Source organism: Methylobacterium sp. Leaf456, from assembly GCF_001425465.1.
Taxonomy (GTDB): Bacteria; Pseudomonadota; Alphaproteobacteria; order Rhizobiales; family Beijerinckiaceae; genus Methylobacterium.
In genome coordinates, this window is record NZ_LMQV01000001.1 from 1 (window position 1) to 21939 (window position 21939).

26 protein-coding genes and 2 tRNA genes are annotated in these 21939 nt (G+C 69.3%); 17 read left to right on the forward strand and 11 right to left on the reverse strand.

The genetic code is table 11. The features are described from left to right. Positions 1–589 precede the first annotated feature (589 nt). Both ASG52_RS00005 and ASG52_RS00010 read left to right on the forward strand, forming a co-directional pair. Complete coding sequence (locus tag ASG52_RS00005) at positions 590–1270, forward strand: hypothetical protein (RefSeq protein ID WP_056237225.1); 681 nt, start codon at positions 590–592, stop codon at positions 1268–1270. Further along, positions 1267–1728, forward strand: a complete 462-nt coding sequence (locus ASG52_RS00010; RefSeq protein ID WP_056237234.1) for a hypothetical protein — start codon at positions 1267–1269, stop codon at positions 1726–1728. The genes ASG52_RS00005 and ASG52_RS00010 overlap by 4 nt, the downstream gene beginning before the upstream one ends. A 199-nt stretch (positions 1729–1927) precedes the next feature. Here ASG52_RS00010 and ASG52_RS00015 read toward each other — a convergent pair. Both ASG52_RS00015 and ASG52_RS00020 read right to left on the reverse strand, forming a co-directional pair. Then, positions 1928–2004: transfer RNA gene (locus ASG52_RS00015), tRNA-Arg, on the reverse strand. 44 nt (positions 2005–2048) lie between these two features. After that, positions 2049–2125, reverse strand: a tRNA-Pro gene (locus ASG52_RS00020). A 185-nt stretch (positions 2126–2310) separates the two neighbouring features. Here ASG52_RS00020 and ASG52_RS00025 point away from each other — a divergent pair. Then, positions 2311–2580 carry a hypothetical protein gene (locus ASG52_RS00025; protein ID WP_056237238.1) on the forward strand — a complete coding sequence of 90 codons (270 nt, stop codon included), beginning with the start codon at positions 2311–2313 and terminating at the stop codon, positions 2578–2580. A gap of 52 nt (positions 2581–2632) precedes the next feature. On the opposite strand, the gene greA is transcribed toward ASG52_RS00025, so the two are convergent. The 3 genes from greA to ASG52_RS00040 all read right to left on the reverse strand — a co-directional run bounded on the left by greA (position 2633) and on the right by ASG52_RS00040 (position 4970). Beyond that, the gene (greA, locus tag ASG52_RS00030; protein WP_056237243.1) at positions 2633–3097 is read right to left on the reverse strand and encodes a transcription elongation factor GreA; all 465 of its coding nucleotides are present in this window, start codon (positions 3095–3097) and stop codon (positions 2633–2635) included. Positions 3098–3144: 47 nt separating this feature from the next. Beyond that, on the reverse strand, positions 3145–4131 hold the full coding sequence (acuI, locus tag ASG52_RS00035; protein ID WP_056237245.1) for an acrylyl-CoA reductase (NADPH): 987 nt from the start codon (positions 4129–4131) through the stop codon (positions 3145–3147). A gap of 251 nt (positions 4132–4382) precedes the next feature. Then, the gene (locus ASG52_RS00040) at positions 4383–4970 is read right to left on the reverse strand and encodes a hypothetical protein (RefSeq protein WP_056237247.1); all 588 of its coding nucleotides are present in this window, start codon (positions 4968–4970) and stop codon (positions 4383–4385) included. 460 nt (positions 4971–5430) lie between these two features. Here ASG52_RS00040 and fdxA point away from each other — a divergent pair, with 460 nt between their 5' ends. The 3 genes from fdxA (at position 5431) to ASG52_RS00055 (ending at position 7925) form a co-directional block, all read left to right on the forward strand. Continuing rightward, on the forward strand, positions 5431–5769 hold the full coding sequence (fdxA, locus tag ASG52_RS00045) for a ferredoxin FdxA (protein WP_056237251.1): 339 nt from the start codon (positions 5431–5433) through the stop codon (positions 5767–5769). Between the two features lie 413 nt (positions 5770–6182). Further along, positions 6183–6773 carry a CarD family transcriptional regulator gene (locus ASG52_RS00050; protein ID WP_056237254.1) on the forward strand — a complete coding sequence of 197 codons (591 nt, stop codon included), beginning with the start codon at positions 6183–6185 and terminating at the stop codon, positions 6771–6773. A gap of 279 nt (positions 6774–7052) precedes the next feature. Continuing rightward, a complete protein-coding gene (locus tag ASG52_RS00055; protein WP_056237258.1) occupies positions 7053–7925 on the forward strand; it encodes an RNA polymerase factor sigma-32 in 873 nt (290 codons plus the stop codon). Between the two features lie 430 nt (positions 7926–8355). Here ASG52_RS00055 and ASG52_RS00060 read toward each other — a convergent pair whose 3' ends face one another. The 3 genes from ASG52_RS00060 to ASG52_RS00070 form a co-directional block, all read right to left on the reverse strand. Next, positions 8356–9330 (reverse strand): LysR family transcriptional regulator, encoded by a 975-nt coding sequence (locus ASG52_RS00060; protein WP_056237260.1) that lies wholly within the window; start codon positions 9328–9330, stop codon positions 8356–8358. Between the two features lie 243 nt (positions 9331–9573). Further along, positions 9574–10518 carry a ribose-phosphate pyrophosphokinase gene (locus ASG52_RS00065; RefSeq protein WP_056237262.1) on the reverse strand — a complete coding sequence of 315 codons (945 nt, stop codon included), beginning with the start codon at positions 10516–10518 and terminating at the stop codon, positions 9574–9576. A 399-nt stretch (positions 10519–10917) separates the two neighbouring features. Next, positions 10918–11145, reverse strand: coding sequence for a DUF4170 domain-containing protein (locus tag ASG52_RS00070; RefSeq protein WP_056237266.1), 228 nt, complete (start codon positions 11143–11145; stop codon positions 10918–10920). A 164-nt stretch (positions 11146–11309) separates the two neighbouring features. Here ASG52_RS00070 and ASG52_RS00075 point away from each other — a divergent pair, with 164 nt between their 5' ends. From ASG52_RS00075 to ASG52_RS00085, 3 genes are all read left to right on the forward strand, one after another. Further along, positions 11310–12071: a GNAT family N-acetyltransferase gene (locus tag ASG52_RS00075; RefSeq protein ID WP_056237268.1), complete on the forward strand. Its 762-nt coding sequence runs from the start codon at positions 11310–11312 to the stop codon at positions 12069–12071. Positions 12072–12147: 76 nt separating this feature from the next. Next, positions 12148–12543 carry a lysozyme inhibitor LprI family protein gene (locus ASG52_RS00080; protein ID WP_056237270.1) on the forward strand — a complete coding sequence of 132 codons (396 nt, stop codon included), beginning with the start codon at positions 12148–12150 and terminating at the stop codon, positions 12541–12543. Between the two features lie 17 nt (positions 12544–12560). Beyond that, on the forward strand, positions 12561–13724 hold the full coding sequence (locus tag ASG52_RS00085; protein ID WP_056238332.1) for a YbfB/YjiJ family MFS transporter: 1164 nt from the start codon (positions 12561–12563) through the stop codon (positions 13722–13724). A 185-nt stretch (positions 13725–13909) separates the two neighbouring features. On the opposite strand, the gene xseA is transcribed toward ASG52_RS00085, so the two are convergent. The 3 genes from xseA to ASG52_RS00100 all read right to left on the reverse strand — a co-directional run bounded on the left by xseA (position 13910) and on the right by ASG52_RS00100 (position 16581). Then, positions 13910–15445: an exodeoxyribonuclease VII large subunit gene (gene xseA, locus ASG52_RS00090; protein ID WP_056237274.1), complete on the reverse strand. Its 1536-nt coding sequence runs from the start codon at positions 15443–15445 to the stop codon at positions 13910–13912. A 120-nt stretch (positions 15446–15565) separates the two neighbouring features. Further along, positions 15566–15721, reverse strand: a complete 156-nt coding sequence (locus ASG52_RS00095) for a hypothetical protein (protein ID WP_286158895.1) — start codon at positions 15719–15721, stop codon at positions 15566–15568. 143 nt (positions 15722–15864) lie between these two features. After that, positions 15865–16581, reverse strand: a complete 717-nt coding sequence (locus ASG52_RS00100; protein WP_056237279.1) for a hypothetical protein — start codon at positions 16579–16581, stop codon at positions 15865–15867. 167 nt (positions 16582–16748) lie between these two features. On the opposite strand from ASG52_RS00100, the gene purD reads away from it, so the two are divergent. The 8 genes from purD to ASG52_RS00135 all read left to right on the forward strand — a co-directional run bounded on the left by purD (position 16749) and on the right by ASG52_RS00135 (position 21938). Further along, positions 16749–18065: a phosphoribosylamine--glycine ligase gene (purD, locus tag ASG52_RS00105; protein WP_056237282.1), complete on the forward strand. Its 1317-nt coding sequence runs from the start codon at positions 16749–16751 to the stop codon at positions 18063–18065. After that, positions 18065–18505 (forward strand): nucleoside deaminase, encoded by a 441-nt coding sequence (locus ASG52_RS00110; RefSeq protein WP_056237285.1) that lies wholly within the window; start codon positions 18065–18067, stop codon positions 18503–18505. The genes purD and ASG52_RS00110 overlap by 1 nt, the downstream gene beginning before the upstream one ends. A 165-nt stretch (positions 18506–18670) precedes the next feature. Beyond that, a complete protein-coding gene (locus tag ASG52_RS00115; RefSeq protein WP_056237288.1) occupies positions 18671–18889 on the forward strand; it encodes a hypothetical protein in 219 nt (72 codons plus the stop codon). A gap of 237 nt (positions 18890–19126) precedes the next feature. Next, a complete protein-coding gene (locus tag ASG52_RS00120; protein WP_286158896.1) occupies positions 19127–19357 on the forward strand; it encodes a hypothetical protein in 231 nt (76 codons plus the stop codon). Between the two features lie 185 nt (positions 19358–19542). Next, the gene (locus tag ASG52_RS00125) at positions 19543–19836 is read left to right on the forward strand and encodes a hypothetical protein (RefSeq protein WP_056237289.1); all 294 of its coding nucleotides are present in this window, start codon (positions 19543–19545) and stop codon (positions 19834–19836) included. A gap of 1 nt (position 19837) precedes the next feature. After that, the gene (locus ASG52_RS00130) at positions 19838–20266 is read left to right on the forward strand and encodes a hypothetical protein (RefSeq protein WP_056237292.1); all 429 of its coding nucleotides are present in this window, start codon (positions 19838–19840) and stop codon (positions 20264–20266) included. Between the two features lie 53 nt (positions 20267–20319). After that, on the forward strand, positions 20320–20490 hold the full coding sequence (locus tag ASG52_RS27740) for a hypothetical protein (RefSeq protein ID WP_200945543.1): 171 nt from the start codon (positions 20320–20322) through the stop codon (positions 20488–20490). After that, positions 20490–21938 (forward strand): APC family permease, encoded by a 1449-nt coding sequence (locus ASG52_RS00135; protein ID WP_286158897.1) that lies wholly within the window; start codon positions 20490–20492, stop codon positions 21936–21938. Before ASG52_RS27740 ends, ASG52_RS00135 begins: the two co-directional genes overlap by 1 nt. Position 21939 lies beyond the last annotated feature (1 nt).

The window sequence follows — 21939 nt, forward strand, 5'->3', positions numbered from 1 at the left end:
ACATACATCCTGACCTTGACGGCGCGGCGGTTGTAAATCATTTGCGTAAAATAATGCGGCATTATGATATATCACTATTATTGGCGGCTGAATTGCCGTCATAATCAAGATAATCGATCGATATCTGGGGATCAATATTAATGATGCCTCTGACCAAAAATTTAGATGACGCCTCCTCGATGTGGATTGCTTCTGGCCAGGGGCGCATCTTATCCTATGCGCGCTCCGATCTACTGCCCATCGACGGTTCGAGATGTTGTACGTCGAGGACGGCGAGGCGGAGCCGAGTGGAACGAGAGTTCATCTTGATGTTCCCCTACCGAGCCGGTGGGCGCAGCACGACGGCGCGATTGTTCTCGTGAGACGAGCGTAGCGCGTCGAGCGGTTGATCCGTCTTCCTCTCCTCCAAGGGCAGATAGCCCTCTTGTTCTCATTGAACAATATTCTTCATTGCACCTGAACTTGTACAACATTGTTCAATGGGAATGCCTGCCCCCTTGGGTGCTTCTCATTGATAAGGAGCGAATCATATTGAACCCGATTCGCTCATGATGATATGGTACATGTATTGATTAAGGAGCATTCTTCAATGCATGATTCTGAATGGCTCGACGCCTTCATCGGCGGCGCGAGCACCAATAACGCGTCGATCATCACGAAGCCCAAGACGACCTCGGCCGAGTCTAGCTCTGAACGGAAGAAGGACAGGAAGAACAGCAAGCCATGGTTCACTCCGTTCCCGCCGATCGATCGGGTCCAGGCTATGCGGGCGCAGTTCTTCGACAACGGCCCGATGCCCGGAAAGGGCAAGACCCAGCACACGATGAAGCTGCGCGTCTACCTCGACGACGGGCAGCCTTTGAACCAGCGCAACCCGCATTGGCATCGGGTCGTCGAACTCATCGAGCCGAAGAAGGTCGTCGCCTGGGCCGAGCAGGAACACGCCGAGGGTAAGCTCTCAGTGGCGGGGCTCGACCGCTATCGCGACGCCGCCAATACGGCCACGGCTTGGATGCGCGATGAGCCGGGCGCCCTTTGGGCCAAGATGGGCCACATCGGATCGCCGCCGGGCAGCCACTACTTCCACGGCCAGTTCCTGCTTGTCCTGACGCGCGAGGATGAGATGGAAGCGCGGCTGCACCTCGACGAGGCCGTCATCGAGGTTGGCCCCTTCTACGCCAACAAGAGGTCGTCAAAGGCGAACGCGCCAAAGCGACATGCCCTCTACGATCCACACGGCCTCATCGCCGGGACGGAGGACGGCGAATGACGAACATTGATCCTGCCAAGCTCGTTGCCGCTCTGCGCAAGGCGATGGAGAAGGTGGACACCCTGACAGAGCGGGTCGAGTTCCTGGAAGAGCAGAACGGCAAGCGCGCCCGGATGGAGGACGAACTCGCGCGCCAACTGACGAGCTTGCGCACCCAGGTGCAGCAGCGAGCCGATGGCTTCGAGGCGACGGTCTGCGCGGGCTTGCAGGACCTGCTCGACACGCAACTCGCCAACACCAACCGGCTTCAAGGGCAGGGGCGGCACCTGCTCCAACTCGAAGCCTTCGTGATCGGGCACGAAGCCGCTCTGATTGGGCTCACCGGGCGAGAGACGGAACTGGTGCTCCCGGACCACAACCCGGACGAAGTGACTGCGAGTGAGGGTAGCGGGGCGCTGATGCACAGGCTGCCCAGCGATCCAGAGGTCGAGGTGGCACCACAGCCTAAGGCAGCGTGATCGGAGGAGCCAAGGAATGAGTGACCGTCTCGGAGAACCGCCTTCGAGACGGTTGCTCTGCCGCGTCAGCAACCGCGAATCGAGCAGGAGCAAGCCCGAGAGCGCTGAACTCGACGAAAAGCGAGGGTCCGAAAGAAGGGTCCTAACCCGACCCCAGAAAGGGTCCTATCCCGCCGGAAAAGCGAGGGAAAACAAGGAATGGCGCGCCCGAAAGGATTCGAACCTCTGACCCCCAGATTCGTAGTCTGGTGCTCTATCCAGCTGAGCTACGGGCGCCCTTGTCGTACCGTGTCACCCTTGATGGGTGATCTCTTCTTGTTTGGTCGGAGTGGCAGGATTTGAACCTGCGACCCCCACGTCCCGAACGTGGTGCGCTACCAGACTGCGCTACACTCCGAAGCCGCCTGCCCCGTGGGGCGTCGGCGAGCGGGTGTATAGCTGGCACTGTCCGGGGTCGCAAGCGGGTCTTTGCCGTTCGGCGGTTCTTTTCTCGGCAAGTCGGTCTCGGCGCCGATCGGGCGAACCCGATTCCCCGGCCGCGGGTTAAGCCGGGAGAAAACCACGATAGGGACAAAAGACGCCATGCGCACCCAGTCACGGATCGTCACGCCGGCGCTCGCCGCCGTCCTCTTCCTCGGCCTCGCGGGTGGGGCCTGGGCGCAGGGAACCGCCCCGGGCGCCACGGCGCGCAGCACGGGCGAGCCGGGCGCCATGCAGGACAAGGACGGCGGGGCCATGCCGCGCAGCGGTCAGGTCCCGGTCGGGAACCCGAGCCAGGACACGACCGGCGCCATCGGCCATCCGAAGAGCAACAACAGCAACGGCGCCACCTCGGCGCCCGCTTCCCGCTGAGGGCGGGCATGAACGCGCGTGGCGGGCCTCTCAAGCGGGCCCGCCGCGGCGATCAGCGGATTTCGGCGATCTCGAATTCGTTGCCGTTGACCGTGACCGTGTCGCCCACGCTCTTGCCGGTCAGCGCGCGGGCGAGCGGTGCGACGTAGGAGATCGAGCCGGCATTGGGGTCGGCTTCGTCCTCGCCGACGATGCGGAAGGTCTGGCGGGTGTCGTCCTCGCGCAGGACCGTCACGGTCGCGCCGAAGCGGACGGTCTCGCCGTCGGGCGCCTCGTCCACGAGCTGCGCCGAGGTCTTGCGCAGGCTCCAGTAGCGTAGGTCGCGCGAGACGCGGGCACGATCGGCCTTGTTCTCGGGCGAGAGGCCCGACAGTTCGGCCTCCAGCCGTGCCGCCTCGGCTTCGATCCGCGCGAGGCCCTCCGGCGTGACGTAGTTCGGGTGTTGGGAGATCGGCCGGTCGGGCAGGTCCTCGAAGGCCTCGCCACCTTCCGGCTCACGGACGAATGCTCTGCTCATGAGCGCGGCAATGCGCGGAACCGGCGTGCGGTTCCGCGCACGTTCCGTCACGGGATCGCGACGACGGTCCGGCCGCGCACTTGGCCCGCCAGCAGCGCCTCGGCGCGGGGGCCGGCCTCGGCCAGCGGAATCGTCGTGGTCATGCGGTCGAGGAGCGCGAGGTTGAGGTCGCGGGCAAGCCGGGCCCAGGCGGCGCGGCGCGGCTCCAGCGGGGTCGTCACGCTGTTGATGCCGAGCAGCGAGACGCCGCGCAGGATGAACGGCGCCACCGAGGAGGGCAGGTCCATGCCGCCGGCATTGCCGCAGGCGGCGATCGCCCCTCCCCCCTTGGTCATCGCCAGGGCGTTGGCCAGCACACGACCACCGACCGCGTCGATTCCGGCCGCCCAGCGCTCCTTGGCGAGCGGACGCGGCTCGCCGCTCAGCGCCTCGCGCTCCAGGATCTCGGCGGCGCCGAGTTCCTTCAGATAATCCGCCTCGTCGCCCCGGCCGGTCGCGGCGATCACGTGCCAGCCGGCTTTCTTCAGAAGGGCCACCGCCACGGAGCCGACGCCGCCGGCCGCGCCCGTCACCAGGGCCGGGCCGGAGGCGGGCGTGAGGCCGTGGTGCTCCAGAGCCAGCACGGAGAGCATCGCGGTGTAGCCCGCGGTGCCGACCGCCATGGCGCGGGCCGGGCTCAGGCCCTCGGGCAGCGGCACCAGCCAGTCGCCGCGCACGCGGGCGACTTCACTGAGCCCGCCGAGATGGGTCTCGCCGACGCCCCAGCCGGTCAGCACCACGGAATCGCCCGGCTTGTAGGAAGGGTGCTCGGAGGCTTCGACGGTGCCGGCGAAGTCGATGCCGGGGATCATGGGGAAGCGGCGCACCACCGGCATCTTGCCGGTCATGGCGAGCCCGTCCTTGTAGTTCAGGCCCGAATGCGAGATCCGCACGGTGACGTCGCCGTCCATCAGCTCGGACGGTTCGACGTCGCGCAAGGCGAGCGTCTGGCCGCTCTCCGCCTTCTCGATCACCCAGGCCTTGAACGCCGTCATGCTCCGCTCCCCCGATATCACTCAGGGAAGGGAGCTACGGCGGACACAGGCCGATTCAAGGTCGCCCCGTTTTTCGTGATGGCCTCATTTTTCATGATGGCCTCAAGCGCCGGCGGCCGCGTCCGCGGCCTCAGGCTTCTCGCTCCGCTAGACGCCTCGGCAGGGCCGAGGCCGCTGCGCGGGGCGCTCTTCGCGCCCGGAATACGGAAGCCACCGCTCGCGTGCGAGCGATGGTCTGTCCTGCGGCGTGATCAGTAGCCGTCGTAGACACTGCCGCGGGAGAAGCCGAGGCCGACCCCGATGTCGGCCGCCGAGGCACCGGCCAGCCCGAAGGCGTCGGGAATCGAGCCGACGCCGACCGGGCCGTAGCCGGGGCGGGGACCGTAGGCCGGGGCGGCGGCGGGCACCCAGGCGGCGCGGGCGGGCTGGACCAGCACCTGGCGCTGCGTCGTGGCGTAGACCGGCGGCAGGGTCTGCGGGATGGTCTCGGCGGGGCGCACCAGCACCCGGCGGGTCTGCACCGCGTATTGCGGCGGGGTCGTCACCCAGCAGCCGACGAGCTGGCCGTAGGCGTCATAGCTCGTCTGCCAGCGGCGCCCGCCGGGGGCGACCAGCACGCGCTCGGACACGGTGTCGTAGACCGGCGGCGTCGAGCGGTAGACCGTGCGGGCGGGCTGGACCAGCACCTGCTCGGAGACGGTGTCGTAGACCGGCGGCGTGGTGACGCGGCGGTAGCACTCGGCGCTGACGCAGCCGCCGCCGGCCTGGGCCGGGACGACGCTCGCCGACAGCGCGAAGGCCGCGACGAACAGGGCGGGACGAAGAGGAAGGGCGGCCATCTGGAAAGAGTCCTCGGCAAGACGCGTTACTTGAGGTGTCGAGCGCCACCGCCGATTCCGGCGCGCGCTCCTCTCGACGCCACAAGTGCAGCCAAGGTTGCGTTGCGGACAAGCTCGATTGTCGAAGACAGTAAAATTAACCAACGACTCAGACTACGCAGGCCTTTCCATCGTCGCTCGACTTTATCGGAACCGATGCGAGGGCGAGCGGGATTCCCCGATGTCGCCGTCGCGGGTCGAGGGGCGCCCGCGTCCCTCGCCGTCGTGCCGCCGTGAGATCGGTTTGCCCGGCGGGTGCGGTCGAACGGCGCTTGTCAGCCCATCGGTCAGGGTCTAGAGCGCTTGGCCGACCGGGCGGCGCCCGCTTCACGGCAGCCGTGCAGCGGTTGGGGAAAAGTCCGCCCGAGACCGGGCGCGCGTCCCTCGCGGCGCGGGAGAGGATTGCAGGACCGAACGGCCCATGACCTACGTCGTCACCGACAATTGCATCAAGTGCAAGTACATGGACTGCGTCGAGGTGTGCCCCGTGGATTGCTTCTACGAGGGTGAGAACATGCTCGTCATCCATCCCGACGAGTGCATCGATTGCGGCGTGTGCGAGCCGGAATGCCCCGCCGAGGCGATCAAGCCCGACACCGAGGGCAATCTCGAAACCTGGCTCAAGGTCAACGCCGACTACGCCAAGTCCTGGCCCAACATCACCCAGAAGAAGGACGCGCCGTCCGACGCCAAGCAGTGGGACGGGGTCTCGGGCAAGTTCGAGGCGCATTTCTCGGTGAACCCCGGCTCGGGCGACTAAGCCGGCGCCTCCGGCCCCCGCTTCGAAATCTCGTGGTCGGCCCCGCTTGGGGGGCCTGCCCTCGTTTCGTCATCCCCCGCGGATACGCGCCCGACGCGCCGGCAATCCTTTGATTCGCCGGCCATTCGTGCTATACGGATGGCCGCCGTCGCTCACGCCCGATGCGCTTCCTTCGTCACCGCCCCGGCGGGTTCCATCTTCCTGGAAACGAGGTTGGCTGCGATCGACCGTCGGAAGCATTTCGCTCCCGGCGCGTTCTTTCGCGCGGTGTGGGCTGCGCGGACCAATGCCCGGGAACCGGCAGGCCTTCGGATCGGGCCCGCCGGACGAGGCGTGCGCCGGGTGTCCCACCCCGGAAGCGATGAGCGCGGGCTGAGAAGACCCGCGTGGATGACAGTGGAGGCTCATTCCGCATGACCACAGCCAAGAAGACGACGGCAGCAGGCCGCCAAGGCTTCAAGACCGGCGAGTCGGTCGTGTATCCGGCGCACGGCGTCGGGCGGATCACCGCGATCGAGGAGCAGGAGATCGCCGGTTACAAGCTCGAACTGTTCGTCGTCGCCTTCGAGAAGGACAAGATGGTCCTGCGCGTGCCCACCGCGAAGGCCAACAGCGTCGGCATGCGCAAGCTCGCCGAGCCGGAACTCGTCAAGAAGGCGTTGGACGTGCTGACCGGCCGCGCCCGCGTCAAGCGGACGATGTGGTCGCGCCGCGCCCAGGAATACGAGGCCAAGATCAATTCCGGCGACCTGATCTCGGTCACGGAGGTGGTGCGCGACCTCTACCGCTCCGAGGCCCAGCCCGAGCAGTCCTACAGCGAGCGCCAACTCTACGAAGCCGCCCTCGACCGCGTCGTGCGCGAGATCTCCACGGTGAACAAGATCACCGAGACCGAGGCGCTCAAGCTGATCGAGCAGAGCCTCGCCAAGTCGCCGCGCCGCGGCAAGGCCGATGCGGATGCCGAGGGCGACAGCGACGAGGGCGACGTGGAGGAGGCCGCCTGAGGCGGTCGCCGGAGAGCAGCGCCTTCGGCCCACGGTTCACCCTATCGACGAGAGGGTCCGGCGCGAGCCGGGCCCTTTTTTGTGCGCCCGGCAGAGGCCTCTTGAATTTCTTGTGATCGGTTCCACGCGCTCGCAGGGAACCACCCCGGCGGCAGTGTGTTGTGCCTGAGCCACGAATGGCCCGACCCGGGGTTACGTTTGCGTCCGCAGATGCGGGCTTTCAGCGAACGATCCAACGCCCTGCGGTCCTATCCAAGAACGCTCACGAGAGAGGCGGGCATGGCAGAGATCGCGGGGATGCGGCGTCAGTTCGTTCGGACAGCGATGGAGGCGCCGTTCCTTGCGCGGGAAGAAGAGCGGGGCCTCGCGGTGGCCTGGAAGGAACAGCGCAACGAGCGCGCCTTGCACCGGCTGATTTCCGCCCACATGCGCCTCGTGATCGCGCTGGCCGGTCGCTTCCGCCATTACGGCCTGCCGATGGCCGACCTCGTCCAGGAGGGGCATGTCGGCCTGATGGAGGCGGCGGCCCGGTTCGAGCCGGAGCGGGACGTGCGCTTCTCGACCTACGCCACGTGGTGGATCCGCGCCTCGATCCAGGACTACATCCTGCGCAACTGGTCGATCGTCCGCGGCGGCACCAGTTCGGCCCAGAAGGCCCTGTTCTTCAATCTGCGGCGGCTGCGCGCCCGGCTGATGCAATCGACCGAGGAACAGGTCGGCTCCGAAATCCACAGCCGCATCGCCACCGCCATCGGTGTGTCGCGCGAGGACGTGGCCTTGATGGACGCCCGGCTGTCCGGCCCCGACATGTCGCTCAACGCCCCCGTCGGCGAGGACAGCGACGCCTCCTCCGAGCGGATGGACTTCCTCATCGACGGCGCGGCGCTTCCCGACGAGACCGTCTCGGCCCGCGTCGACGGTGAGCGCCGTCTGATCTGGCTGCGTCAGGCCCTCACCGTGCTGTCGGAGCGCGAGCTGCGCATCCTGCGCGAGCGCCGGCTCGCCGAGGATCAGGCGACGTTGGAAGCCCTCGGCCACCGCCTCGGCATCTCGAAGGAGCGCGTCCGTCAGATCGAGAATCGTGCCCTGGAGAAGCTGCGTCGGGCGCTGGCCGAAAAATTTCCGCAGGCGCCGAGCAGCGTCTACGCCTAAGCCGTCACTGAGTTGCGAAGGGGCCGTGCCTGCAGGTGCGGCTCCTTTTTCATGGGCAATGGGGAGGTTCGCACGGACACTTTCCCACCCCACACCGTCATTGCGAGGCGGAGCCGAAGCAATCCAGTGCTCCGCAGTTTCAGAAGAAGCCGCTGCGCCCCTTCTGCCGTATTCCAACCCACGCCCTCATCCTGAGCTGCCCGCGTGAACGGGTCTCGAAGGGAGGGCTCCAGTCTGCGCGCGATCCCTGGAGTCCTCCTTCGAGGCTGCTTCGCAGCACCTCAGGATGAGGGGGATTGGATGGGATGAGCGTCTGAAAGGGAGCCGTTTTGCTTCCTTCGGCCCGCGTCGCGCCCTGAATGGCTCCGCCTCGCGATGACGGCGCGGGTTTACCGGCCGCCGTCGCGAGCGACTCCAAAGAGAAAAAGAATCAGGACGACAGCGCGCGCTCGATCGCCCGCGGCCGTGTCGGCGTGTTGCCGGGGCGGCGGGAGTCGCGGGAGGCGGTCGCCAGCACCGCGGCGAGGCGCTTGGTGGCGAAGTCGATGAAGCTGCGGGACTTGGCCGGCAGGAGCCGAGAAGTGGTGACGAAGTAGACCGGCGTCGCCGGCAGGGTCCAGTCCGGCAGCACCCGGCGCAGGCGACCGTTGGAGACGTCGCTGTCGACATTGATGACGTTGGCGGTGGTGATCCCCTGGCCGGCGACGGCGAAGCGCCGGGCGAGGCTCGGCGAGTTGCAGGAGATCGGCCCACCGACGGTGATCGCCACGCTCTCGCCGCCGCGGCTCAGCGTCCAGACCGCACTGGCGCCCTGCGCGGGCACGATGACCTGATGGTTCTCCAGATCGAGCGGGGTCGCCGGCTCGCCGCGCTCGTCGAAATAGGCGGGGGCGCCGAACAGGCCGTTCTCGACCTCGGCGACCTTGCGCACGATCAGCGAGGTCTCGCGCGGCTCCTCGATCGCGACGGCGAGGTCGTAGTTGTCGCCGACGAGATCGACCGGCGCGGGCTTGAGATCGACGTGGACGTGGATGTGCTCGTGCTGGGACGAGAACTCGGTGATGACGCCGGAGAGATGGCGCAGCACCCAGAAATCCGGCGGCGCGGCGATCTTGAGGAAGCCGCTCGGCCCCTTGGCCACCGCCATCATGTCGTCGAAGGTGCGCTGCGCCTCATCGACGAGGCGCGAGACCTGGGCGAGGTAGGCCTCGCCGTAAGAGGTCAGCGCCAGCTTGCGCGTGGTCCGGTCGAGCAGGCGCAGGCCCACCGCCGACTCGAACAGGGTGATGCGCCGCGACAGGGACGAGATCGGCATGCCGAGCGCGACCGCGGCCTGACTGAAGCTCTTGCGGCGCGCGACCTCGACGAAGAGGGCCATGTCGCGCAGCAGTTGAGGATGCGGCATTGGTCCGCGGTCCACCCGCTCTGTCCGTGCATGAGCGTCTGGCTCTTTACTCCCGGCCATGCGCTCATCTTTCTTCGTCACCATAGCGGTTTCAACGAAACCCGGCCATGCGGGGTCCGTTCGGAAAAGACGTTTCGCTATATGGGATAATCTCAGGGCGCCCCTGGATTGCGCACAATGCAGAGCCGGCCGAGGGAATTTTCTTCCAAAAGCTTTGCCGTCACGCGCGGACGGCGCATCCCCTTAGGTGAAGAGGCTCGATACGCTCGATTCGGTGGCCGTGCGCCCGATCGCCTCGCCGAGCAGCGGCGCGATCGAGATCACGCGGATGTTGCGGGCGAGCTTGACCGCCTGCGTCGGCAGGATCGAATCGGTGATGACCAGTTCCTTCATCCGCGACGCGGCGATGCGCGAGACCGCGCCGCCCGACAGCACCCCGTGGGTGATGTAGGCCGACACGTCCTTGGCGCCCGCGTTCAGGAGGGCTTCGGCCGCGTTCACCAGGGTGCCGCCGGAATCGACGATGTCGTCCACGAGGATGCAGGACTGGCCCTCGACGTCGCCGATGATGTTCATCACCTCCGACTCGCCCGCGCGCTCGCGGCGCTTGTCGACGATGGCGAGCGAGGCGTCGATCCGCTTGGCAAGCGCCCGGGCGCGCACCACGCCGCCGACGTCGGGCGAGACCACCATGCGCTGGCCCGGCGCCAGCCGCTCCTTGATGTCGCGCACCATCACCGGGGCGGCGAACAGGTTGTCGGTCGGGATGTCGAAGAAGCCCTGGATCTGGCCCGCATGCAGGTCGAGGGTGAGCACCCGGTCGGCACCGGCCTCGGTGATGAGGTTGCAGACGAGCTTGGCCGAAATCGGCGTGCGGCCCGACGTGCGTCGGTCCTGCCGGGCGTAGCCGAAATACGGGATCACCGCCGTGATGCGCCGCGCCGAGGAGCGCCGCGCCGCGTCGATCATGATGAGCAGTTCCATCAGGTGATCGTTGGCCGGGAAGGAGGTCGACTGGACGATGAACACGTCCTCGCCGCGCACGTTCTCCTGCAGCTCGACGAAAATCTCCATGTCGGCGAAGCGCCGGACCATGCAGCTTGCCAGCGGCAGTTCGAGGTAGGCGGCGATCGCCTCGGCGAGCGGACGGCTCGCATTGCCTGCGATGATCTTGATCGACGACGTCATGCCGGGCGTCTCTCGGCTCTCTCAACGGGCGGAACGCGCACGACGACGCACGGCCGAGACCGCGCCGCAATCCGGTCGCGCGGGCTCATAACAGCGGGGCCGCGTCGTCACAACAGCTTCGCCGAGCGAAGCTGTTGTGAGGTTTTCCGCTGGCCTCAAGCGCCGGCGGCCGCATCCGCGGCCTTAGGCTTCTCGCTCCGCTAGAGCATCGGCCCGAAAGGTGGTCGCCGGCTTTCGGAAAAAAGCCGATGCAGCACAAGAACGTAGCGCATCGTCCTGGATACGATATCCAGGACGATGCGCTAGACGCCTCGGCACAAGCCGAGGCCCGCTGCGCGCGGCGCTCTTCGCGCCGGGCCATACGGAACGCCCTTGTTTGGCTCGTTGCGAGCAGCGCTCTCAAGGCTCGAGCAGGCGGTGCAGGTGGACGATGAAGTAGCGGGTCTGGGCGCTGTCGACGGTGGCCTGGGCCTTGGCCCGCCACGCCGTCTGGGCGGAGGCGTAATCGGGATAGATGCCGACCACGTCGAGGTCCTTCAGGTCGCGGAAGCGCACGCCCGAGACATCCTCCAGCTCGCCGCCGAAGACGAGATGGAGCTTCTGGTCCGATTCGATCGCCGTGGTCACGGGGCCTCTCCTGCCGCAGGGCTCGGAGCCACGGAAGGCACGAGCCATGCCGCGTCGGTCGCAGAGGCGGCAGGGCGGGTCAAGCCGCCCCCGCGGGGGAGGGGGTTGCGCAACGCTATGGGGAATGCCTCCCTCCGGCCGGCTCAGCCGCAGCAGGAGGGCCCGTGTCCGCTCGCGAAGAAAACCCCCTCGCCTGGACGGTGGAGGAGGCCTGCCTCAACGCTTGGCCCTCGCGGCGCCAGCGCCTCGTCGGCGGCTACCTGCTGCGGGCCTCGGGTGGGCCGTCGCGGCGCCCGAACTCGGTCAATCCCCTGCCCGGCCTTCGGGACGAACCGGAGGCGGTGATCGCGGCCTGCGAGGCGGCCTACGCCGAACTCCGGCGGCCCGCCCTGTTCCGGGTGCCGGAGATCGCGCCCGATCTCGACGCGCCGCTGGAGCGGCGGGGCTACGCCGCCTTCGGCCGCTCGCTGACCCTGCTCGCCGACCTCGCGACCCTCGACGCCGCGTCCGACCCGGACGTCGCGCTGGCGCCCTCCCCCGATGCCGCATGGCTCATCGCCCGCGCCGCCCTCAACGCGGCCGATGCCGAGACGAGCCGCGTCTACGCGGAGATGATCCGGACGATCCTGGCTCCCAAAGCCTTCGCGGCGATCCGGCGGGACGGCGCGGTCGTCGCCATGGCCTACGGCGTGCTCGACCGCTCCCTCGTGGTGATCGAATCCGTCGGCACGCTGGAGGCGGCCCGCGGTCAGGGCCTCGCCCGCCGGGTCGTCGCCGCGCTGCTGCGCTGGGGCCGGGCCCGAGGCGGACGCGCGGCCTGCCTCCAAGTGGTGGCCGACAACGCCCCCGCCCGCCGGCTCTATGCCGGGCTCGGCTTCGACCGCGAATTTTTTTCGTATCATTACCGGAGTCGTGATCCGGCCTGACGCCGAGCCCGGCGATCCTGCTTGACCCGCTGGCCCACGCGGGCGGAATGGGCCGGTCGCTGCCGGGAGGGTCAGGATGGTTCGTGCGTGTGTCGCCGTCGCTGCGTTCGGTCTCGCGCTCGGTTCGGCCGCCGCGGCCGAATGCAAGGGCACGACCCAGGCCGATCTCAACGCCTGCGCCGACGCCGACCTCAAGCGCACCGACACGGCGATGAACGCGGCCTACGGCCGGCTGATGAAGCGCATCGGTCCGGCCGCTCAGCAGGGCCTGAAGGAGGCGCAGCGCGCCTGGCTGCCCTACCGCGACAAGACCTGCGACCTCGAAGCCCTCGGCGCGGCGGGCGGCTCGGCCCAGCCGATGGTGCGCGCGGGCTGCCTCGCCGCGATCACCGAGGAGCGGACGAAGCGGCTCTCCGGCTATCTCGCCTGCCAGGAGGGGGATCTCGCCTGCGTCGGCAACCTCGCCGAGTGACGCAAGACCCGACCCACTTGCCCTCCCCCGCCATCCGGCCGGTCGTCCTCGGTGGCATCGTGGCGCTCGCCGTCGCCATGGGGATCGGCCGGTTCGCCTTCACCCCGCTGATGCCGCTGATGATCCGCGACGGCGGCCTCGACGCCGCCACCGGCGCCGAATGGGCGGCGGCCAACTATGTCGGCTACCTCGTCGGCGCGCTGACCGCGGCCCGCTTCGCCGATCCGCGCCGCGGCCTGCGGTTCGGCCTCGTCGGCGTCGCGGTGACGACGCTCGCCATGGCGGGGATCGGCGGCATCCCGAGCCCGCTGGCAAGCCTCTTTGCCGGCGCCGGGCTGCGGGCGGCGGCGGGCGTGTTCAGCGCCTGGGCGCTCGTCTGCGCCAGCGGCTGGTGCCTCGCCGAACTCGCCCGGCACCGGGCCGAGGCGCTGGGCGCGTGGATCTATACCGGCGTCGGCCTCGGCATCGCGCTGGCCGGCATCCTCGCCTGGCTCGGTGGGCGCCAGCCGGCGGACCGGCTCTGGCTCGAACTCGGACTGATCGCGGCCCTCGGCGCATGGCTCGTCTGGGGTTTTTCGCACGGAGCGAGCGAGGCGGGAACCGCACAGCGCGCCGCTGCGGCCCCGGCGGCAGACCGGAGCGGGCAGGCGGCCCTCGTGGTCTGCTACGGCGCCTTCGGCTTCGGCTACATCGTGCCCGCCACCTTCCTGCCGGCCATGGCGCGGGCGCTTACGCCCGATCCGCTGGTGTTCGGGCTGGCCTGGCCGCTGTTTGGCCTCGCCGCCGCCCTCTCGGTCGCAGGCGTGGCCCGCTGGCTGAAGCAGACGCCGCGCCGCCGGGTCTGGGCGGTGGCGCAAGCGTTCATGGCGCTCGGGACCGCCCTGCCCCTCGCGGTCCCGTCGCTCTGGAGCGTCGCCGCCTCGGCGCTGCTGGTCGGCGGCACCTTCATGGTCGCGACCATGGCCGGCCTCCAGCTCGCCCGCGCGGCGCATCCCGCCGACCCGACCCCGCTCATCGCCCGCATGACCGCCGCCTTCGCCGCCGGCCAGATCGCCGGCCCGCTGACGGTGCGTGCCCTCGGCCTGCTCGACATCGCCGACGGAGCCGCCCTCGCCTGGACCGGGGCGGCGGCGACGGTGGTTCTGGTGGGGACGGCCGTGTGGCTGTGGTGCGAGGCGTGAGCGGTGGCTCACCCCCTTCCCCCCATCCAATCCCCTCATCCTGAGGTGCGGAGCGAAGCGTAGCCTCGAAGGAGAGCTCCAGCTCGCTCAGCGATCCCTGGAGCCCTCCTTCGAGGCTCGCTTGCGCGGGCACCTCAGGATGAGGGGATTGAGTGGGATCGGCCGATGCAGGCGGCCCGATCCTTTCAGAACAGCGAACCCTGCCGCGCCGCGGGCGCGGCGGCCGCCGGCTTCGGAGCTACCTCCGGAGCCGGCTTGCGGGCGGCGCGCTTCGGCTTGGCCGGGGGCGGCGGCGCGGAGCCTTCGGGCACGGCGGTGATGGCGCCGTCGGCGAACTGGAGCTGGAGGCGAGGCGTGGTCGCGGCGGCCTCCGCCGAGCGGATCGGCAGGCCGGCCTCGTCGCGCACCAGGGCGTAGCCGCGGGCCAGCACCGCCTTGTAGCTGAGCGCCCCAAGCATCCGGTCGAGGCCCCCGAGCCGGTCGCGGCGGCGCTCGAGCGCGCGGAGCAGAGCGGTGCGCGGGCGGTGATCGATGCCGGCGAGCCGGGTGCGGGCCTCCACCAGGGCGATGGCCGGCGAGCGGCGGGTGAGCCGGTCGGCCAGCCGCGACAGGCGCTCGCGGGAATCGCGGGCATTGGCGGCGAGCGCGGGCCGCAACCGTGCCTCGGCGAGGTCGAGCCGCTGGCGCTTGCCCGCCAAAAAGGCGTCCGGGTTGGGGATCGCCCGCACCAGGGCGCGGAAATCGGAGCGCTCGCGCTCGAGCCGCCGCAGCACCGTGCCGGCCTGCCGGGCGCCGAGATCGTGGATCTGCGCCAGCAATTCGGTCCGCACCGGCACCGCCATCTCGGCGGCGCCCGTAGGGGTCGGGGCGCGCCGGTCGGCGGCGTAGTCGATCAGCGTGGTGTCGGTCTCGTGGCCGACCGCGGCGATCAGCGGGATCGCGCTCTCGGCGGCGGCACGCACCACCGCCTCCTCGTTGAAGGCCCACAGATCCTCGATCGAGCCGCCGCCGCGGGCGACGATCAGCACGTCCGGCCGCGGGATCGGCCCGCCGGGGACGAGCGCGTTGAAGCCCCGGATGGCGGCGGCAATCTCGGGGGCGGCCCCCTCCCCCTGCACCCGCACCGGCCAGACCAGGACGGGGCGGGGAAACCGGTCGGCGAGCCGGTGGAGGATGTCGCGGATGACGGCGCCCGTCGGCGAGGTGACGACGCCGATGACGCCCGGCAGGAACGGAATCGGCCGCTTGCGCTCGGGCGCGAACAGCCCCTCGGCCGCCAGCACCCGCTTGCGCTCCTCCAACAGTGCCATCCAGGCGCCGATGCCCGCGGGCTCCATCGAATCGACGACGATCTGGTAGGAGGACTTGCCCGCGAACGTCGTGATCTTGCCGGTGGCGACGACCTCCAGCCCCTCTTTGGGCTTCTGGCGCAGCCGCCCGAGCACCCCCTTCCACACCACCGCGTCGATCTTGGCGCTGCCGTCCTTCAGCGAGAAATAGGCGTGGCCCGAGCCGTGCGGCCCGCGATAGCCCGAGATCTCGCCCCTCAAGCGCACATGGCCGAAGGAATCCTCCAGCGTACGCTTGAGCGCGGCGGCGAGGTCGCCGACCGACCATTCGGGGGCGTTGGCGTTGAGGAGCGCAGCGGGCGCGGCCTCTCCCGGCGGCGGAGGCGGCGGAGGCGGCACGGCGGCGGGACGCGGCGGGGGCACGAGCGGCATGCCCCGGACGCTACGGGACCGGGCCGGTGCGGGTAAAGGGCAGGCGGGCCACAGGTTGGGGAGGGATGTGGGGCCGCGTCAGGGCGCAGGCTGCGAGACGCGGCTTCGAGGGCGTCTGCCTCAGATCAACTGTGCCAGGATCAGCGCTGCCGTCAGCGTCGGCGCGGCCACGATCACGACGGCCCAGGGCCAGGCCGGGACGGCGCGGGGGCGGCGGTTGTCGTTGGCGGGCCGCGGCGCGAGGCGGCGGGTCACCACGTAATGCGATAGCCGCACGGCCTTCGGCCCGGGTGGGGCGGGAAGCGCAGGGAGGGTCGAGTGGCGGCAGAGGGGCATGGCTTGCGTCAACGAGCGACCGGGCTCCAGCGTTCCGCCTCGCGCTCGCGGCTCGCGCGGAAATCGGCGCCTGACGCTAAAAATCACCACAGCGAGAATTCGGTGGCGAAATCCGTGGTGCGCAATGGGCAGTTCGGCGCCGGGCAGGGGGCTGCGGGGGCGAGCCCCAGCGTGCCGTCGCCCTGCGTCTCGAAGCGCAGGCGCACGGGCGCGGCGTCCTCGCGGGCATAGGCGAGGCGCACCTCGAAGCGCACCGCGTCGAACGCGTTGCGGTCGGCGTAGACGATGAGGTCGCGCGAGACCGCCTCCCCCGGATTCAGCTCGGAGGGCTCGCTCGGCAGGTCGGTGGCGCCGGAAAACAGCACGCCCTGGCGCAGGATCGGCGCTTGCGTCGCGCTCTCGCGCACGTAGTCGCGGGCGGCGTCCACCGTGGCGGCGCGGTCGAGACTTTGGCGGAAGGCCGCCTCGCGGGCCGCTGCATCCGGGCCGGGCGGGGCGAAGCGGGTGCGCAGGCCGATCACCGTGTAGGTGAGGCCGAGCACGCGCACGCCGGCCTGCCCGACATTGGTACGCGTCACCGTCGAGCGGATCGCGACGTGGCCGTCGCGCTCGCCGACCCGGACGAGGTCGGTCTTGACCGAGACCGAGGGCGGCTCGAAGCCCGGCTTGATCCGGGCCTCGTAGATGAAGGTGTAGACGCCCCAGGCCCCCGCCCCGAGGATCGCCAGCGTCTGCACCAGGGTGTTGGCGCGGTCGAGGCCGAGCCGGCGCTTCGGCGCCGCGGGCGGGGTTTCCGGCACGAAGCCTCCTGAATCTTTCTCAGCCTCAAGCGTCCGCGGCTTTCGGTCCGCTCGATGCCGAAGCTCGCTCCACGGGGCGCTCTTCGCGCCCGGCGATGCGGCGCCATCGCTCGTTCCCGAGCGATGGCTCTTCCCCCGGCCCGCGATTTTTGGGAAGGGGTGAGACCATGAGCCAGACTCCTCTCAACATCCTGCTCGTCGGCTCCGGCGGGCGCGAGCACGCCCTGGCCTGGGCGATCGCGAAGTCGCCCCTGTGCCAGAGGCTCTTCGTGGCGCCCGGCAATCCCGGCACGGCCCGGCACGGCGAGAACCGCCCGAACCTCGCGGTCGCCGACCACGACGCCGTCGTGCGGTTCTGCCAGTCCGAAAAAATCGGGCTCGTGGTGGTCGGGCCGGAGGCGCCGCTGGTGGCGGGCCTCGTCGACGATCTGACCGCTGCCGGCATCCCGGCCTTCGGGCCGACGAAGGCGGCCGCGCAGCTCGAAGGCTCCAAGGGCTTCACCAAGGATCTGTGCGCCGAGCGCTCGATCCCCACCGCCGCCTTCGCCCGCTTCACCGAAGCCGAGCCGGCGCTCGCCTATCTGCGCGAGCAGGGCGCGCCGATCGTCGTCAAGGCCGATGGGCTCGCCGCCGGCAAGGGCGTGACGGTGGCCGAGACGCTGGAACAGGCCGAGGAGGCCGTGCACGCGATCCTGGGCGACGCGGGCGGCGCTCTCGTCATCGAGGAATGCCTGTTCGGCGAGGAGGCGAGTTTCTTCGCGCTCTGCGACGGCACCCGCGCGATCCCGCTCGGCACCGCGCAGGACCACAAGCGCGTCCATGACGGCGACCGCGGCCCCAACACCGGCGGCATGGGCGCCTATTCCCCCGCCGCGATCGTCACCCCGGAGATCGAGCGAACCGTGATGGAGGCGATCATCGCCCCGACGCTCCGCGGCATGGCCGAGCGGGGCACGCCGTTCTCCGGCATCCTCTATGCCGGGCTGATGCTGACGGAGGCCGGGCCGAAGCTCATCGAGTACAACACCCGCTTCGGCGATCCCGAGGCGCAGGTGCTGATGCCGCGCCTCACCGGCGACCTCGTGCCGGCCCTGCTCGCCGCTGCCCAGGGCGACCTCTCGGGCGTGACGATCGGCTTCGATCCGGCGCGAGCGGCGCTCACCGTGGTGATGGCGGCGCAGGGCTATCCCGGCCCCGTCACCCGAGGCTCCGAGATTCGCGGCGTCGAGGCGGCGGAGGCCGAGGGCGGCGCCATCGTGTTCCAGGCCGGCACCCGCCGCGACGGCGACCGACTGCTCGCCGACGGCGGGCGCGTTCTGGCGGTCACCGCGCTCGGCGCCAGCGTCGGGCAGGCGCAAGGCCGCGCCTACGCGGCGCTCGACCGGATCGACTGGCCCGAAGGTTTTTGCCGCCGCGACATCGGCGGGCGGGCGGTGGCGCGAGAATCCCTGGATGTGAACGCGGCCGAAGCCTCCTCGCCCTGATGGACCCGTTCGACCGCGCCTTCGCCGCCGCCCGCGAGGCGGCGCGCCTCGGCGAGGTGCCGGTCGGCGCGGTTCTGGTGCGCGACGGCGCGGTGCTCGCGGTCGCCGGCAACCGCCCCCGGGCGCTGCACGACCCGACGGCGCATGCCGAGATCCTGGCGATCCGCGCCGCCTGCGCCGCGGTCGCCGACGAGCGGCTGCCGGGCTGCGACCTCTACGTGACGCTGGAGCCCTGCCCGATGTGCGCGGGCGCGATCTCGTTCGCCCGCATCCGGCGGCTCTACTACGCCGCGAGCGACCCGAAGGGCGGCGGCGTCGAGCACGGGCCCCGCGTGTTCAACCAGCCGACCTGCCACCACGCCCCGGAGGTCTATTCGGGTTTTCGCGCCCGCGAGGCGACGGCGCTGCTGCGCGATTTCTTCGCCGGGCGCCGGGGCTGATCAGCGGATTCGCCGCGGGCGGAAGCGTAACGCACCGCCGCCGACCTGTCCGCCGACCCGTGCGGCGAGGCAACACTCGCCGTACTTGGTGAACCGTTCGCGAATTCGTTATGGAAAAATCAATCCCAGTCTTGCTATCCCATTGCTTTCTGGGTGGGGGCAACCATGGCGAAGGCGACGCTGGCCGACATCGCGGCGTGTTTCAGAATTCTTCTCGGCCGCGAGCCGTCGGCCGAAGAAATCGGCGTTCATATCAAAGCACATATTGGCAATGATCTTGCCGACGTTCTGAAGAGCTACTTGGAATCCGAAGAGTTTCGGGCCCGCCGGATCGTACAGGTGATGAAGTCCCAGCCCGAACGGCTGCACGCGGTCGGTTACTGAGCTGACTCGACCCTCGGTGCGCGGCCGGTCGATGCGGCGGCCGAGCACCGCACCGGCATCGACCCCGCGGGGCGCCAAGCCATGCCACGACGACAAGCGTCGCCGCATTACTGGTATGCCATATAATGCAACATCAGCGAAGTCCGATCTAGCGCTTTGGTTTGCCAAGCTTTTCGTGTTCGAGCCGGGGTTTCCTTTCGGTCATTTGTGCCCTAAGTTAAGTTTATGCCTCGCCTCGTGACGTACACGATCAGCGACCGAGCGGACGGGCGGTTCGACGTCACCGCCACCATCGAGCCCGACAAGGTTTTCCGGCGCGACGGCTTCGCCACGTTGGCGGACGCCGAAGAATGGGTGGATGGCCTGCGCGTGCTGATGGCCGCGCTCGGTGCCCCCGTCGCCCAGACGACGCCCGTCGAGCCGCTCGCGCCTCCGATCCCGGCCCGCACGCCCCGCCGCGCCCGCTGACGCCGCAGGGCGCACGCTCGTGCTCGCCCTTTGCATGCCGTCCTGCCCGGCGATGGACTGGTAGAACGATCCTGCACGATTGCTGCGCCGCCGCGACGTTTCCGGCTTGACGCACGTCCGGCGCGGCAGGATATTTCCCAATAAGAAAGGTCAATTCCTTTCAAGAACAGATCGGGAGGTGCGCCGTGCAGGATCCGCGGGTCTCCGCCATGTTCGGCCGCGACAGGGCGGCGGCGATCCTGGCCGTCGTCGTCGTCTGGCTGGTCTACGCCTTCACCTTCTGGACCATGCGCGACGCCATCGCGGCGGCCGGGCTCACGGGGCTCATGGTCGGCGTGGGCCTGTGCGTCGTGCTGCTCAACACGGCCGCCGTCGCCGCGATGATCCGCCATTACGGCGAGGATCGCGCCGCGATCTACGGGATGGACCTGTATTATCTCGACGAACTGCGGGCCTGGCGCCGCAAGGGTGAGGTCTGACATGACCGGCTCCCCCTCTCCTCAAGGCCGCAAGCCCGAAGGTCGCACCCTCTACGAGCCGCCGGCCCAGTCGGTCGCCGGGCAGATCTTCGACGCGCTGCTGATGCTGGTGCTCGTGGTCATCACCCTCTACCTGCCGCTGCTGCTCAAGCTCGCAGGCGGCGGCACCACGACGAAGACGGTCGAGAACCCGACCTGGGAATCGCTCGGCCAGAACGCCGTCATGGCGGCGCAGTGGGAAAAGCTCGACTTCACCCCCGAGAAGGCCGCGACGATCATCGGCACGCGCTTCGACTACGCCTTCAACTGGGGCGCGATGGCGTTCACCGCGCTCATCATCGTCGGCTACTTCGTGTTCCTGTTCCGATATTCGGACAAGCAGTACCGCGAGGTCATCGCCGAGCGGTTCGACGGGCCGCCGCGCCCCTGAGACCGTCCGACCCTCCCCTCTTCGTCCTTTCCGAAAACCCGAGGGAGCCTGCCATGGTGGCCGTGATGAACTGGGGCGCCTGGGCGGTCGCGGCCGTCCTCGCCCTGTGGATGGGCTTCGATCTCTGGCGCACCAACCGCGCCTACGACGAAAGCTTCCTGCTCTCCTCCGAGGAGGGCGAGATCGTCGATGCGGATGTCGGCGAGACGGCGGCGAGGTCGTGATGACGAGCACCCTGCAACCCGCCGCGGCTCCGCCCTCGGCCGCACCGGGAACGCCGACCGCCGAGGTCGCGACCGAGAAGTCCCAAAAAATAGCGCTGTTGCGGGTGTTGGGGCCGGGCCATGTCTGGGCGCTCGGCGTCGGCATCGTGCTGGTCGGCGAGTTCATGGGCTGGAACTTCGCTGTGGGGAAGGGCGGGCCGATCGCGGCGCTCGCCGCCTGCTGGCTCGCCGGCATCCTGTATACCTGCGTCGCGATGATCGATTCCGAGATCACCTCGACGGTCGCGGCGGCCGGCGGGCAATACGCCCAGGCCAAGCACATCATCGGGCCGCTCGCCGCCTTCAACGTCGGCCTCTACCTCGTCATGGCCTACACCATGCTGGAGGTCTCGAACGCCATCGTCACCGGCGACCTGATCGAGGCCTTCGCCCACAGTCTTCACTTGGAGGGCACGGTCGACAAGCGCGCCTTCATGGTGCTGACCGTGGTGGCGCTGGCCTTCCTCAACTATCGCGGCGTGCTGGCGACGCTGACCCTCAACCTCGTCATCACGGCCGCCGCCTTCGCCGCGATCGTGGTGCTGTTCGTGGCCGCCCAGCCTTGGGCGCCCGGCGCGGTGCTCCAGCACGAGAGCCTGCTCGTCGGCTTGCCCTACGGGTCGCTCGGCATCCTCGCGGCGATGCATTTCGGCCTGTGGTTCTACCTCGGCATCGAGGGCACGACGCAGGCCGCCGAAGAGGTGCGCTCCCCCGCCCGCGCGCTGCCGCTCGGCACCATGACCGGTATGATGACCCTGCTGATCGCGGCGACCCTCACGTGGTACGTCTCCACCGGCCTGATGCCGTGGGAATATCTCGGCCAGGCGGTGACCCCGCTCTACGACGCGGCGCGGCTCACCGGCAGCCGCTGGCTGGAGCTGTTCCTGTTCCTCGGGACGCTGTTCGCCACCGTGGCCTCGGCCAACGGCTGCATCAACGACGCCTCGCGCGCGTGGTTCGCCATGGGCCGCGACCGCTACATGCCGGTCTGGTTCGGGGCGGTGCATCCGACCTACCGCACCCCCTACCGGGCGATCGTGTTCTTCGTGCCGATCGCGATCCTGTTCGCGATCTCGACCCCGCTCGATCAGACCATCACGCTGTCGATCCTGTCGGGGCTGCTCGGGTACACGCTGATGGGCATCTCGATCGTGCTGTTCCGCCGCAAGTGGCCGCTCGGCACGATCCAGAGGGGCTACGTCCACCCACTCCACCCGTTGCCGGCGCTGCTGCTGCTGGCGCTCTGCACCGTCACCTACCTCGCGGTGTTCCTGGGCTACGGCACGCAGTTGCTGGCCATGATGGCCTTCTACATCGCGGCCTCGGCGTGGTTCGTGCTGCACCGCTACAAGTACGTCCGCCGCGGCGAGCAGTTCACGATGCCCTGGCCCAAGCCCAAAGGGTATTGAG